11 protein-coding genes and 1 tRNA gene are annotated in these 13,799 nt (G+C 69.8%); 4 read left to right on the top strand and 8 right to left on the bottom strand.

The genetic code is table 11. The features are described 5' to 3' along the window. The first annotated feature begins 72 nt into the window (after positions 1-72). Positions 73-720, top strand: a complete 648-nt coding sequence (locus tag BJEO58_RS00895; RefSeq protein WP_101586908.1) for an NTP transferase domain-containing protein — start codon at positions 73-75, stop codon at positions 718-720. Here the strand turns inward: BJEO58_RS00895 and BJEO58_RS00900 are convergent. The 5 genes from BJEO58_RS00900 to BJEO58_RS00920 form a co-directional block, all read right to left on the bottom strand. Further along, positions 656-1,297 carry a MogA/MoaB family molybdenum cofactor biosynthesis protein gene (locus BJEO58_RS00900; protein ID WP_101587216.1) on the bottom strand — a complete coding sequence of 214 codons (642 nt, stop codon included), beginning with the start codon at positions 1,295-1,297 and terminating at the stop codon, positions 656-658. The genes BJEO58_RS00895 and BJEO58_RS00900 overlap by 65 nt on opposite strands. 32 nt (positions 1,298-1,329) lie before the next feature. Then, on the bottom strand, positions 1,330-1,989 hold the full coding sequence (locus tag BJEO58_RS00905; RefSeq protein WP_101586910.1) for an NUDIX hydrolase: 660 nt from the start codon (positions 1,987-1,989) through the stop codon (positions 1,330-1,332). Further along, complete coding sequence (locus BJEO58_RS00910; protein ID WP_101586911.1) at positions 1,986-2,891, bottom strand: universal stress protein; 906 nt, start codon at positions 2,889-2,891, stop codon at positions 1,986-1,988. Before BJEO58_RS00910 ends, BJEO58_RS00905 begins: the two co-directional genes overlap by 4 nt. Before the next feature lie 139 nt (positions 2,892-3,030). After that, positions 3,031-3,103, bottom strand: a tRNA-Thr gene (locus BJEO58_RS00915). A gap of 36 nt (positions 3,104-3,139) precedes the next feature. Next, positions 3,140-4,039, bottom strand: a complete 900-nt coding sequence (locus BJEO58_RS00920; protein ID WP_101586913.1) for an ArgP/LysG family DNA-binding transcriptional regulator — start codon at positions 4,037-4,039, stop codon at positions 3,140-3,142. 86 nt (positions 4,040-4,125) lie between these two features. Between BJEO58_RS00920 and BJEO58_RS00925 the strand changes: the two genes are divergently transcribed. Then, positions 4,126-4,746: a LysE/ArgO family amino acid transporter gene (locus BJEO58_RS00925; protein WP_101587217.1), complete on the top strand. Its 621-nt coding sequence runs from the start codon at positions 4,126-4,128 to the stop codon at positions 4,744-4,746. 46 nt (positions 4,747-4,792) lie between these two features. Then, complete coding sequence (locus BJEO58_RS00930; RefSeq protein ID WP_308297847.1) at positions 4,793-5,986, top strand: M20 family metallopeptidase; 1,194 nt, start codon at positions 4,793-4,795, stop codon at positions 5,984-5,986. Positions 5,987-6,007: 21 nt separating this feature from the next. On the opposite strand, the gene BJEO58_RS00935 is transcribed toward BJEO58_RS00930, so the two are convergent. Both BJEO58_RS00935 and tmk read right to left on the bottom strand, forming a co-directional pair. Next, positions 6,008-7,156, bottom strand: coding sequence for a DNA polymerase III subunit delta' (locus BJEO58_RS00935; protein ID WP_101586914.1), 1,149 nt, complete (start codon positions 7,154-7,156; stop codon positions 6,008-6,010). Next, positions 7,153-9,873, bottom strand: coding sequence for a dTMP kinase (gene tmk, locus BJEO58_RS15105; RefSeq protein ID WP_101586916.1), 2,721 nt, complete (start codon positions 9,871-9,873; stop codon positions 7,153-7,155). Before tmk ends, BJEO58_RS00935 begins: the two co-directional genes overlap by 4 nt. Before the next feature lie 236 nt (positions 9,874-10,109). On the opposite strand from tmk, the gene BJEO58_RS00945 reads away from it, so the two are divergent. Next, entirely contained in the window at positions 10,110-10,796 is a 687-nt protein-coding gene (locus BJEO58_RS00945; protein WP_246076080.1) for a lipoate--protein ligase family protein, read from the top strand. A gap of 111 nt (positions 10,797-10,907) precedes the next feature. On the opposite strand, the gene topA is transcribed toward BJEO58_RS00945, so the two are convergent. Then, entirely contained in the window at positions 10,908-13,790 is a 2,883-nt protein-coding gene (topA, locus tag BJEO58_RS00950; protein ID WP_101586918.1) for a type I DNA topoisomerase, read from the bottom strand. Between the last annotated feature and the right edge of the window lie 9 nt (positions 13,791-13,799).

Genomic DNA, 13,799 nt, shown 5'->3' on the forward strand with positions numbered 1-13,799 from the left:
GAATCCGCGGCAAGAGATCACTCAGCATTCTGTGACCTATTGCACACGCGGGCAATCCCCTACCATCAGCCCATGGGTGCTGAACGGGCAGTGAACGCGCTGATCCTCACTGGTGGGCGATCCAGCAGATTCGGGGGCGTGCACAAGCCGGGGGTCTCCGTGGACGGCACCCCGGTGCTCACTCGTCTGCACGCCGCACTCACCGCTCTGCCCGTGCACGCGATCTGGGTCTCCGGTCCCACCGACGGCCTGCACGAGGACGCGCGCCCCAGTGTTCGTCAGGTCTTCGAGAGACCTCGCTTCTCCGGCCCGCTGGCAGGGATCGCCGCCGCCGTGTCGGACATGCCCGCAGATCCCGGGGCGGTCGTGCTCCTCCTGGCCGGAGACGTCCCCTACACATCGACCGCCGACCTCTCCCTGCTGGCGGAGACGAGTGCAGCGACGGGGAGGGCAGCCGGATGCGCCGATGCATCCGGTCGACTCCAGTACCTGTGCGCGGCGTGGCCGGACACACTGCTGCGTGATCGCCTGTGGCTGATCGGCGATCCCGCGGATCAGCCGGTGCGCCGCCTCTGGGAAGGCGTCGAGCACGTGCTCGTCGACGTGAGCGCCGCCAGCGTCGAGGACTTCGACACTGCGGAGGACTTCCGGAGGATCACAGGGCTGGAGGCTCCCCGCAGTCCTCGAGCTGAGCCTGGATATGAGGGAGGAGCGGGGTGAGGACTGCGATCCCATCCCGGACGCCACCGGTCGACCCCGGCAGATTCACGACGAACGCGGTGCCGGCCACGCCGGCCACGCCCTGACTCATCACCGCAGTGGGCGTGCTCTGCAGTCCCGCGGTCCAGAGTGCGTGCATGATGCCGGGCGTCTGCCGGTCAAGCAGCGCTTCGGTCACCTGTGGGGTGAGGTCGGCGAGGTTGAGGCCCGTTCCTCCAGTGGTCACGACGACGCGAGGAGCGCGCTGAGCATCCCCATCGGAGTCGGCGCCGCCTCCAAGGAGCTCGCGGAGGACGTCACCGACGGGACCCCCGTCCTCCGCATATCGGGGAGACGGGCATTCGTATCCGCAGGCCCGCAGCCACTCGACGAGCCTCGGACCGCTCCTGTCGTCCTCCAGGCCCCTGGCCGTCGGGGTGGACACGACGACGACCGCGGCTGACCGGCCAGCACCGAAACGGGCTGCTCCGACTCCGCCCACGCTGGCGCTCGCACCTGCCTGAACCGCATCTGCACTGCCCGGAACCTCGTCGACACTCCGACGTGCATCTCCACCTTCAGCACTGACTGTGGTCATGGTCACAGAGTAGCGACAGGATCGCATCGCGGTCACGAATGCCGGGAACGGGCTCCTGCTGGGATCCGATACAGGCGGGACGGCCTGCCTCGCCGTCCGTCGGTGAGTTCTCCGGTGGTTTCGAGCTGCCGCTTCATCGCCCGCCGGAAGGTGTCGCGCGGCAGATCCTCACCCGCCACGGACTCGTGCAGCGATTGGAGGTCGCCCAGACTGAACGACGAGGGCAGGAGCCCCCAGGGATCGGGGTACTCCGCATACGCCTCCCGGACCCGGCGCAGCGCTTCGACGAACACCCTCGGATGGTCGTAGGGCAGCCGCACTCCCCCTTCAGCCTCGACCTCCCCCACGGGAGCGAGCGTGATGCTCCCCCCGCGCAGCCCCTCCGCGACGACGGACCCGGGCACCACGTCGAGATGGGCCACTGTGACGACCCATCCCCGCGGGTCGCGATCCGGATCGTCGAAGACCTTGAGCTGCTGCGGTTCGCGCCCCGTGATCCCCGCCTTGCTCCGCAGGCTCCGCAGCACGGCCGCGTGGAGGCGTTCCCGCTCGTGGACGAACGTGCCCGGCAGGGCGAACCCGACGTCCTCCTTCACGAGCACGATCTCGAGGCCGCGGCCCGTGACGGTGAAGGTCGCGGTGTCGACCGCGAGCGAGGGGCGGGGGAAGTCCGTGAGGGGCGCGCCGCTCACGCGGACCGTGCGCTCAGGCGCGGGTCCCGGCGATAGGGGACGAGGAGGACGCTCGCCTCCGCATCGGTCAGAACCGCAGAGCTCGTGCGGCCCAGCTGCGAGGTCATCGCGGCGAAGACTCCCCTGCCGCGCTTGCCGACGACGACGACATCGGCCGTCTTCGACGCGTCGATGAGCATCTCCGCGGGGTCCCCGGGAGGGAACTCGATGTCCGCGTCGAGCTCGGGGAAGGATTCGCGCAGCCAGGCGAGATCGGACTGGGCCCGGGATTCCGCCTCGGCCCGATCGCCCAGTGCGTCGACGCCGACGAGCACGCGCAGCGGCCACCCGCTCGCCACCGCCAGGGATGCGGCGTCCAGGGCCGCCACGCCGGCGTACTCCGACGTGTCGAGCCCCACCACGACTCCGCCCCTCGCCCCACCGCGCGCAATGCTGGGGTGACCGCTCGGATCGTCGAACTCGCTGCCGTCGCGCACCGTGTGCACCAGGACGGCGCTGAGCGCATGACCGGGCAGCCCGAAGCTGACCGTGCCGATCCGCCTGCTGTTGACCGTCCCCGCGCCGTGTCGACCGAGCACCAGCAGGCCGGCATCCTCGGCCCGCATCGCGAGCTCCTCGCCCGCGTCGCCGACGATGACCTCCGTGAGGATCTCCGTGCCCGAGGCGCCGTCAGGATGCACGGCATCGAGATCGCCGAGCCGGTCCGCGAGTCCCGTGAGCACGGTCCGGCCGGCCTCCGTGAGTTCGGCTTCGTCGTCGATCTCCAAGTGCGCGGGGGTGATGACATGGATGAGCCGCAGGGCACGGCCGGTGCCGCGCAGCTCCTTGAGGGCCCACGCCGCGGCTTCGGCGCTCTGGTCAGAACCGTCGACTCCGACGATCACGTCTCCGCTCAGCTGCACAGCGCCTCCTTCAGATCCGGGTCCTCCCCTGATGGTAGTGAAGGACGGCGCACTCCTGCAGCGCCCCGTCGCGTGTCGGGACGATGAGGACCGAACGACGGAAGCCCTGCCACCGGGTGGTGACAGGGCTTCCAGACCGAGCCTCCTGTCGGAATCGAACCGACGACCTTTTCATTACGAGTGAAACGCTCTACCGACTGAGCTAAGGAGGCAACGCGGAAGAGCTTATCCCCATCTCTGCGACGAGGTCAAAACGGGCGCAGGGCCCGCGCTGCGGCCGCTTCGACAGCTGCGCTGAACCGGTCCAGCACGGGCAGCTCAGTCGCCCACCGGTGCCAGTGCAGGTCGACGTCGAGCATGGGCAGTCCGGGGATCCGGACGAGGTCGTCGACATCGGGGAGTGCGCCCAGGAGCAGCTCGTGGATGCACCCCCACCCCAGACCCGCGCGCAGTCCCGTCACGAAGCCGTCCTGAGCCCCGATCATATGGGTCGGCGGGTTCGCCTCCTCGTCGTGCTCCTCGCACCATGCCCGCAGGACCCTGTGCTGGAGCTCGTCCGCTGCGCCGAACGTCAGCACCGGACACGTCGTGAGATCGAGAGTCCCGTCAGCGGACAGATGCCGCGCTGCCAGCCGCTGCGACACGACGGGAACATAGCGCATCTTCCCCAGGGGCGTCGCCGTGCACCCCGTCTGGGCGGTGGGCAGAGAACTGAGGGCTCCGAGCACATCCCCGCGCGCGAGCGCCTGGTGACCGATGTCCTGATCCTCGACGCGCACCCGCAGGACGACGTCGTCCCAGTCTGCAGCCTCCTCGATGACCCCGGACAGCCATGTGCCCAGGGCGTCCGCACCGACCGCGACCGGCAGCACCGACCTGATCGGGGCATCGACGGCGGGGGCGAGGGAGTCGACGAGCGCGACGACCTGCCGCGCTGCGGCGAGCACAGCCTCGCCCGCAGATGTCGCGCGAGGAGGGGTGGAGCGCGCGACGAGCACATGCCCCATCGTCGACTCCAGGGCCCGGATCCGCTGAGAGACCGCGGACGTGCTCACACCCAGCGCGAACCCGGCGGCGTCGAAGCCGCCCTCGTCCACCACTGCGACGAGCGCCGCCAGCTGCACGAGGCTGGGGGTATCGGATCTCATGCGATGCTCTCGCTCATGAAGACAAGCTTAACCATGTGAAGGCCATGCACGTGGTCTTCACCGTCCGCGCGGCGTACGTTCGAAGAATGCCCGTCCTCGCTCTCCTCGCCACCGGCTTCCTCACCGGGGTGGGACTCATCATCGCCATCGGTCCGCAGAACGCGTTCATCCTCCGACAGGGAATCCGTCGTGAGCGGGTCGCCGTCGTCGTGCTCGTCTGCGTCATCGCTGACGTCGCGCTCATCGCCCTCGGTACGGCGGGGATCGGCATCGTCTTCGAGCACGCTCCGTGGGTCGTGGAGATCATGCGGTGGGGAGGCGTCGCCTACCTCGTGTGGTTCGCCTGGACGAGCATCCGGTCGGCGTTCGGCGACTCCGAGGCGCTCGCCCCGACTGCGAGCGGTGCCACGACTGCGGAGGGGCGGTCCGCCGTCTCCGTCGTCGCGGCCACAGCGGCGCTCACGTTCCTCAATCCGCACGTGTACCTCGACACCGTCGTCATGCTCGGCACGGTTGCGAACCAGCACGAGGCCCGCTGGGTCTTCTCCGGCGGAGCGATGCTCGGTTCACTCGTCTGGTTCGCGGCCCTGGGATGGGGAGCACACCTGCTCGCTCCGGTGCTGCGCAGTCCCCGGGTGTGGCGGGTCGTCGACGTGGCGATCGCCGCAGTCATGCTGATGATCGCCGCGCGGCTCGCCGTGGCGTAATCTCGACCACACAGACGGACCCCGCAGACCAGAGGTGTGGAGCAGAGTGATCGAATTCTCGCAGGAGAGGGCCCAGACGCTCCTCGCCCAGTTCCGGGCCCTCGTCGCATGCGAGTCGCCGTCGAACGACCCGCAGTCCCTGGCCGCCAGCGCTCGACTCATCGGTGAGATCGGCGAGCAGATCACGGGGATCCGCCCCGACGTCCGCACGATCGAGGGCTTCCCCCACATCCTCTTCCGGATCGGGAGCGGGCCGCGGCGAGTCCTGCTGCTGGGCCACCACGACACGGTCTGGCCGCGCGGAACCCTCACCTCCATGCCGTGGTCCGTCGACGGCGATACGGTCCGCGGGCCCGGGACGGACGACATGAAGGGCGGGATCCTCATCGCTCTCCACGCAGTGGGCGCACTGCTGCGCCACGTGGACGAGGAGGACCTCGACGGAGTCAGCATCCTCTTCACCGCGGACGAAGAGCTGGGCTCTCCCACCTCGCAGCTGCTCATCGAGCAGCTGTCTCGAGAGGCGGAGGCGGTGCTCGTCTTCGAATCCGGTGGACCAGCAGGCGAGGTGAAGGTCGCCCGCAAGGGTGTCGCGATCTATGAGCTCGAAGTCGTCGGCCGTGCCGCCCACGCGGGGGTCGAGCCGGAGTCCGGGGTGAACGCGACCGTCGAGGTCTCCCGCCAGGTCCTCGCGATCGACGGCATCGGCACCCCGGACGGGAGCACGACCGTCGTGCCTGCGGTCATGCAGTCGGGAACGACGACGAACACGGTGCCTGCCAGGGCCACCGTCGGCGTCGACTCCCGCGCTCTGACCGTCACGGAGCAGGAGCGGGTCGACCGCGCACTGCGCGGGCTCCGCTCCTTTCACCCGGAGGCGGAGCTGACCCTGCACGGCGGTATCAACCGACCGCCTCTCGAAGAGCGGTTCGCTGCAGACATCTTCGAGCGCGCACGGGCGGCGGCTGCGGTGCTGGGCCATCCGCCGCTCGAGGCGATCCGTGTGGGCGGAGGGTCGGACGCCAACTTCGCGGCGGGGGTGGGCACACCGACCCTCGACGGTCTGGGCACGGTGGGCGGCGGGTCACACGCTGACGACGAGCACGCGCTGCTGTCATGGATCCCTCGGCGCGTCGAGCTCACGGCGTCTCTGGTCCTCTCACTGCTGAGGGACCCGGTGGTCCGCCCGACGGCGACCACAACGACGACCACGGCAGCGACTCAGGGGCCTGCTCGCTGAAAGGCGACCTCCCCCGCTGCGTCAGTCGGTGATCCACGGGTTGGACAGACCGACGAAGGCCGCTTCGACGACGAGAGCCGACGCCATGTTGGTCGCCAGCCGCTCCCGGGCCTGTCGCAGGACGTCGATCCGCTTGAGCGTCGCGGTCGAGTCGCCCTCTTCTGCGAGCCTGCCGATCCGTTCGTCCTCGTCCACGTTGATCGTCCCGGTGTCCGCACCGAGCTGAGCGGCCAGCACGTCGCGGTACAGGGAGAGCAGCTCGATGAAGATCGAGTCGAGTTCGTCGTTGCGTGCGCGCACGTCGCGGCGCTTCTGCTCCTCTTCGAGGCGTCGGATCTGGCTGCGCGCGCTGGGTGGGATCTTTCCCCCGGCTTCGATGCCCAGCGTCCGCAGGAGCTGTTCCTTCTCCTGCGCATTGCGCTCCTCGGTGCGCGCCTTCGCCCTGTCCTTCGCCACGTCGACGATGCGCGCGGCGATCCGGATGGTCGAGCCGACGGATGTCAGCTGACGCGGGATGTCGAGGATGAAGGACCGCTCTGACCGTGCCGTCGGCGATGTCACGAGGCGGCGAGCCCGACCGATGTGGCTCTGCGCCGCATGAGCCGCCCAGCGGGCGGTATCGGCATCCGTCCCTTCGCGTTCGCGCAGCAGCTGTGCCACCGCGTCCGGACTAGGGATGCGGAGGTTCACGTTGCGGCACCGCGACCGGATCGTCGTGAGGACGTCTTCCGGACTGGGCGCGCAGAGGATCCACACCGTCGAGGGAGGAGGCTCTTCGATGGCCTTGAGGAGGACATTCGACGTGCGCTCCGCCATGCGGTCCGCGTCCTCGATGATGACGACCCGCCAGGCCGCGTTCACCGGCGCCTGATGGGCGGTGGCGACGAGCGCGCGCACCTCATCGATCGAGATCAGCGACTTCTGCGTCGACAGCACCGTCATGGATTCGTGGATGCCGCGCAGTGCTCGCTGAGCCTCTGGAGAATCATGGGCGCCCGCGTCCGGTGTGAGGAGTGCGGCGGCGAAGGCGCGTGCTGCGTTCGAACGGCCGGAGCCCGGCGGCCCGGTGAGGAGCCACGCGTGGGTCATCGCCGTGCTGTCCGCACCGGCGGCCCGTGCCAGCTGCTCGACCGCGCGCTCCTGGCCGACCAGTTCGTTCCAGACGCTCATCGCCGTCCCGGTGCGTCCGGGCCGCGGCGGTCGTGGCCGTGCTGGGCACGGAGCCGCTCACGCGCCTGGCGTTCGATCTCCGCTTGGGCCCGCAGGCGCTCCCTGCTGGTCTGGCGGGAAGGCGTGAACCCGGCACGGCCCGCTCCGCTCGTCGACGGGACCGCCGGCTGGACCGTGGTCGGGGCCTCGGACCCTTCCACGACGGGTGGCGGAGGTGGGGTCTGGGGACCGGGGGGATGGTTCTGCTGGGCGGTCGGATCCGCTCGGCGCACGACGCGGGTCTCTTCGTCGTCGTCCGCGACAGGACGTGCACCCGGGGTGTGACCTGCCCCCGGAGCGGGACGCAGCTCCGTGGCGGGGTCATCCGATGCAGCCGCCGCTAATCCGGCTGTGGGCTGCGCCACGGTGACCGAATCCTCGGCGTTCGAGTGCTCTGCATCAGAGTGCTCTGCATCAGAGAGCTCAACAGCAGAGTGCTCTGGGCTCGTCTCTGCGTGCGGAGGGCCCGTGGAAGCAGGCTGTGCCACCGTCACCGGGTCCTCGGACGCATGCTGCTGCACGTCTGCTCCCGCCGCATGCTGCTGGGGGTCGGCTCCTGCAGAACGCTGGGCGATCCGCTGCTCGACCGCACGGAGCACGTCCGCTGCGACGGTGTCGATGTCGTGCCCAGCGTCGACGACGACATAGCGGTCTGGAGCGGCCGCCGCGTAGTCGAGGAACGACCTGCGCACCGTCGAGTGGAAGTCGTTGTCGAGCGCATCGAGATGGTTCTCGTCGCCGCGGACGGTGGTCCGCTGACGGGTCACCGCGGGGTTCGCGTCGAGGATGATCGTCAGATCGGGACGCATCCCTTCTGTCGCCCACGTCGACAGCGCCGCGATCTCGTCGTCTCCCAGATCGCGGCCCGCCGCCTGGTAGGCCCGGGAGGAGTCGATGTAGCGGTCCGTGATGACGATGCCGCCGCGCTCGACGATGGGACGGACGAGCGACGCGACGTGGTGGGAGCGGTCCGCGGCGAACACGAGCGCTTCCGCACGGGGGGTGATGCCGTCGCCGTCGAGCACCACGGAGCGCAGCAGCGTGCCCGCTGCCGTGCCGCCGGGCTCCCGGGTCGTCACGACTTCGCCGTGCCCCTGGTCGCGCAGCGCATCCGCGAGGAGGTGTATCTGCGTCGACTTGCCGGTGCCGTCGCCGCCCTCCATCGCGATGAATAGGCCGCCCGGTGCGTCCGGACCGACTGACCCGGCGGCGCCCGGAGTCGTGCCCAGCGCCGCGGCGAGGGACTGCGCGCCCCCACCGGCGACAGAGTCGTTCGGGGCCTCTGCCGCATCCGCGGCCCCGACCGGAGTGTCCGCCCCCGCAGCGAACGCACCCGCCGCCGTGGTCGCACTCGCCGCCGCGACCTCACCGGACGCGGCCGGCCGTCGGAACGCGTGGATGACATCGACGCCGATCCCGCTGATCCCGGTGGGACCGAATGTGAAGAGCGAGACGACGCCGCCGATGAACGCGACGGTTCCGATCAGCACGTAGGCCAGGTCAGCGGGAAGGATGTTCCACGACGCGACAGAGCTCAGGGGGATCTCTGCGGTGAAGCCGACGGCGGTGATGAGGGTCGCGACGGCCATGCCGACGACTGCGCCGATCCGCCGCGAGAACCGGTAGCGCTGCGAACGCACCCCGAGCCCCACGAGGAACGCGACTCCGCCGGACAGGACGGCCTTGCCCGACAGTTCAGCGAGTACACCGGCGGAGACTGTGAAGACGCCCGCGGCGATGAGCGAGAAGGAGGTGAGCCGGGTGCGCGTCATACCGGGCGCGAAGTCCGGCCCCGTCTCGAAGCCGACGGCCCACCCCAGCAGCACCGCACACAGGATGACGGACATCCCCGCCTGGCCGAAGCCCAGATCCGCCACGGACGGCTGGGCGAGGATTCCGACCGTGCCCAGCACGCCGAACAGCAGATGGCACGGCCACGCGAAGGTCACAGGTGTACCGGGACGCGCAGTGCTGCGGTCCAGCACGTGCCCGCCGGTCTCCGGCAGTCCCACGCCCTGATCGGTCGTCTGGGTGAGGAGCACGATGACTCCGGCGAGCATCACGAGGCTGCCCACGAGCAGGAGCCAGCGCAGCGCTTCGTGTCCGCCGGCGGTCCCGCCGACCAGCTGCGCGGCGTACGAGGCGAAGAGCATGACGGCTGCGGCGACACCCGCACTGCGCCACGGCTTCACCCGCGTACCGGCCACCAGACTCAGGACAGCGGCCAGTGCGGCGCCCACCCCCAGGCCCACGAATACGCCCAGGATCGCGGACACGGTGAACAGCTGAGTGAGCGCAAGGCCCGTGATCACCACGGCGGCGATGAGTGCCACGCGCAGGGACACCCGTGCCGAGAGCCTCTCCTGCGGCACGAACATCCCCGCCACCCCCGCGGCGATCACCGCGGCGTAGAGGAGCACGGCAGGCCGGGAGGCGAAGCCCCCCTCGCCGGTGAGCGTGTGGATGTCCGCCATGACGTCCGGGGCGAGGAATGCAGTGACGCCGTAGGCCCCTGCGACTGCGAAGCTCAGCGCTGCGGCCGACAGCATCGTCAGCCAGGCACCGACCTCCACGATGAAGACGCCCAGGACATCAGTGCGGGGCCGACCGGCCGCCGGGCGGCTGCCCTGCGACCGTGCGGGCTTCGATGCGGGGGGCGAGGATCCGACATGATTCACGGGTCACACCTTACCCGCGGCCCCTGACACGGACCGGGAGATCCGTCATCGGGACCCGGTCGGCCGCGCACCCGCCCGGGTCCCACCGCGCACGACCCGACCGCCGCCTGCACGACTATCCTTGGGACGTGCGGAACGAGACGAACGACGAGACGACAGACGAGCCCGGCGGGGGCACCCGTCCTGAGCTCACGGTGCTGCGACACGGACCGGGCGACGCGCTCACGGACCTCGCGATGGCACGGGCCCTGCTCGACGCGGTCCGCACGGGCAGCCGCGGCCCCACCCTCCGGATGTACCGACCCTCCCCCACCGTCGCCTTCGGTGCGCGCGATCGGTTCCTCGCAGGCTTCCAGCCGGCGGTCGAGGCATCCCGCTCGCATGGCTTCACCCCCGCACTGCGCACACTGGGCGGACGGGTCGCCGCCTACCATCCGGGCAGCATCGTCATCGATCACATCGAGCCGACGCAGGAGTTCCTCACCCAGACGCAGGACCGGTTCGTGCGGTTCGGCGAGATGTACGCCGCCGCCCTGCGGGACATCGGCATCGATGCGCGGATGGGCGAGATCCCCGGTGAGTACTGCCCCGGCGAGCACAGTGTGAACGTCGGCGGAGAGATCAAGGCGATCGGCACTGCGCAGCGCGTGGTGGGCGGGGCCTGGCTCTTCTCGTCGTCGATCATCGTGACGGACCCCGACCCCATCCGTGCGGTCCTCACGGACGTGCAGGCGGCGCTCGGGCTCGACTGGGAGCCCCGGACGGGAGGGGCCATCGCGGAACTCCACCCGGGCGTGACGGCGGACGCCGTGGAGCAGGCGCTCCTCACCGCGTACGCGCGCGAGTACGAGCTGGTCCCGGCTGCGCTCACACCCACCGATGCCGAAGCCGCACGCGGATTCATGGACGCCCACCTCCTCTGAACCGCAGCCGCCGCAGTCCCCACCCGGCACGCGCACAGGGCGGGTTCCCGCACCGGGGTGCAGGAACCCGCCCTGTCGAGGAGCGCCGACCCGTCACGGGTCGTCAGGCGATCACGGAGTCTTCGGCGTCGTCGTCTTCTTCGCAGCCGTCGTCGTCTTCTTGGCCGCAGTGCTCTTCGTCGCGGTGCTCGTGGCAGCCGGCTTCTTGGCAGCGGTCGTGCTCTTCGCGGTCGTGGTCTTCTTGGCAGGTGTCTTCTTCGCCGTCGTCGTCTTCGAAGCAGTCGTCTTGGAAGCAGTCGTCTTCCGCGTCGTCGTGCGCTTCTTCGCCGGCCCCTTGGCACGCTTCTCCGCCAGCAGCTCGTACGCACGCGTCTCGGACATGCCCTCGACGGAGTCGTCCTTGCGAAGGGTCGCGTTCGTCGTGCCGTCCGTGACGTACGGGCCGAACCGGCCGTCCTTCACGACGACCGGCTTCTTCGACTCCGGGTCCTCGCCGAGCTCCTTGAGCGGCGGGGCGGCCTGTGCGCCGCGGCGCTGCTTGGGCTTCGAATAGATCTCGAGCGCCTCCTCGAGCGTGATCCCGAAGATCTGCTCCTCGCGCTCCAGTGACCGAGAGTCCGTGCCCTTCTTCAGGTACGGGCCGTACCGACCGTTCTGCGCGGTGATGGGCGTGCCCTCCGCGTCTTCACCCACGGTGCGGGGCAGCGTCAGCAGGCGCAGCGCCTGCTCCAGCGTCACCGTCGTGGGCTCCATCGACTTGAAGAGCGAGGCCGTGCGCGGCTTGGGCTTCTTGGCACCTCGCTTCGGCTTCTCCTCGGGCTCCGGAAGCACCTCTGTCACGTAGGGGCCGAAGCGGCCGGACTTCGCGACGATCGTGTGGCCGGTCTCCGGATCGGGGCCCAGTTCGCGGTCGCCGGTGCCCTGCGTGCGGATGAGTTCACGGGCGGCGGCCTCGGTGAGCTCGTCGGGGGCGAGGTCATCCGGCACGGACACACGACCCGGGGAGTCGCCCTCCTTCTCCGGCGCGATCTCGAGGAACGGGCCGTAGCGGCCCACGCGCAGCTCGATGCCCTCTGCGATCGGCACGGTGTTGATCTCACGCGCGTCGATGTCGCCGAGGTCGTCGACGACTGCCTTGAGGCCGGGCGTGGAGCCTTCGCCCTCACCACCGAAGTAGAAGTCATGCAGCCACTGCGTGCGGTCCTCTCGGCCGCCGGCGATCTCGTCGAGCTGCGCCTCCAGGTCTGCCGTGAACTGGTAGTCCACCAGGCCCGCGAAGTGCTCCTCGAGCAGCCGGGTCACGGAGAACGCCACCCAGCTGGGCACCAGGGCGTTGCCGCGGTTCGTCACGTACCCGCGGTCCTGGATCGTCGAAATGGTCGCCACGTAGGTCGACGGGCGTCCGATCCCCAGCTCTTCGAGCCGCTTCACGAGGCTCGCCTCCGTGAAGCGCGGCGGCGGCGCGGTCGTGTGGCCGTCTGCCTCCGCCCGGTCGACGGCGATCGCGTCGCCCTCCTTGACGTCCGGGAGCCGGGACTCCCCGTCCTTGCCGGACTCCGAGTAGCGCTCGACGTCGCGGCCCTCTTCATACGCCGCGAGGAATCCGCGGAACGTGATGACCGTTCCCGAGGTCGTGAAGCCGGCCTTCGCAGGAGCCGTCTCCCAGCCCCCGCCGACGAGCTCCGCCGAGGCCGCCGCGAGATCCGCGCCGATCTTCATCGTCGCGGTCGAGCCCTTGGCATCGGCCATCTGCGAGGCGACGGTGCGCTTCCAGATGAGTTCGTAGAGGCGGAACTCGTCGCCGCCCAGGGCACCGGACACCTGCGCAGGCGTCCGGAAGGAGTCGCCGGACGGACGGATGGCCTCGTGAGCCTCCTGCGCGGCCTTCGCCTTCGACCCGTACATGCGCGGCTTGCCGGGCACGTACTCCGCCCCGTACAGCTCTCCGATCTGACTGCGGGCCGCAGCCATCGCCTGCCCGGACAGCTGGGTGGAGTCCGTACGCATGTACGTGATGTAGCCGTTCTCGTACAGGGACTGCGCGACGCGCATCGCCTGGCGCGCCGACATCCGCAGCTTGCGACCGGCCTCCTGCTGGAGGGTCGAGGTGGTGAACGGAGCCGCCGGGCGCCGCGTGTACGGCTTCGTCTCCAAGGAGGTGACGGACAGCGCCTGCTGAGCGGTCCCCGTGAGGACCGATGCCAGCGAGGTCGCCTGCGGCTCCCCCAGCACGAGGGCACCCGCAGCCTTCTTCAACTGACCGCGGTCATCGAAATCGCGCCCCGATGCGACCTTCGTCCCGTCGACGGTCTCCAGGCGGGCCTTGAACGCGGTGCCGCCTGCGGCCTCGGTCAGTTCGATGTCGAGATCCCAGTAGTCCGCGGACACGAAGGCCATGCGCTCGCGCTCACGCTCGACGACCAGGCGGGTGGCGACGGACTGGACACGGCCGGCGGACAGGCCCGCACGGACCTTGCGCCACAGGACCGGCGAGACCTCGTAGCCGTAGAGCCGGTCGAGGATGCGGCGGGTCTCCTGCGCGTCGACGAGGTCCGCGTCGAGCTCACGGGTGTTCTCGAGAGCACGCTCGATCGCTTCCGGAGTGATCTCGTGGAACACCATCCGCTTGACGGGGATCTTCGGCTTGAGCACCTCGAGCAGGTGCCACGCGATGGCCTCGCCCTCGCGGTCCTCATCAGTTGCGAGATAGAGCTCGTCGGCGTCCTTGAGGAGCTTCTTGAGCTCTGTGACGGTCTTCTTCTTGTCCGGGTCGACCCGGTAGTACGGGGCGAAACCGGAGTCCACGTCGACGGCGAAGCGTCCGTACGGGCCCTTCTTCATGTCCGCCGGCAGCTCCGAGGGCTGCGGAAGGTCACGGATGTGGCCCACGGAGGCGGTGACGTCATAGCCGTCCCCCAGATACCCCACGATCGTGCGGACTTTTGTGGGTGACTCGACGATGACGAGTCGATGGGGGGTCGAGGTAGCGGCCATGGATTCCTT

The organism is Brevibacterium jeotgali (assembly GCF_900169175.1).
GTDB lineage: Bacteria > Actinomycetota > Actinomycetes > Actinomycetales > Brevibacteriaceae > Brevibacterium > Brevibacterium jeotgali.

Excerpts from the sequence above, each read along its gene's own strand:
- BJEO58_RS00945 (WP_246076080.1), top strand. The coding sequence starts at position 10,110 with ATGGCACGGGCCCTGCTCGACGCGGTCCGCACGGGCAGCCGCGGCCCC.
- BJEO58_RS00920 (WP_101586913.1), bottom strand. The coding sequence starts at position 4,039 with ATGAGATCCGATACCCCCAGCCTCGTGCAGCTGGCGGCGCTCGTCGCA.
- BJEO58_RS00925 (WP_101587217.1), top strand. The coding sequence starts at position 4,126 with ATGCCCGTCCTCGCTCTCCTCGCCACCGGCTTCCTCACCGGGGTGGGA.
- BJEO58_RS00935 (WP_101586914.1), bottom strand. The coding sequence starts at position 7,156 with ATGAGCGTCTGGAACGAACTGGTCGGCCAGGAGCGCGCGGTCGAGCAG.
- BJEO58_RS00900 (WP_101587216.1), bottom strand. The coding sequence starts at position 1,297 with ATGACCACAGTCAGTGCTGAAGGTGGAGATGCACGTCGGAGTGTCGAC.
- topA (WP_101586918.1), bottom strand. The coding sequence starts at position 13,790 with ATGGCCGCTACCTCGACCCCCCATCGACTCGTCATCGTCGAGTCACCC.
- BJEO58_RS00895 (WP_101586908.1), top strand. The coding sequence starts at position 73 with ATGGGTGCTGAACGGGCAGTGAACGCGCTGATCCTCACTGGTGGGCGA.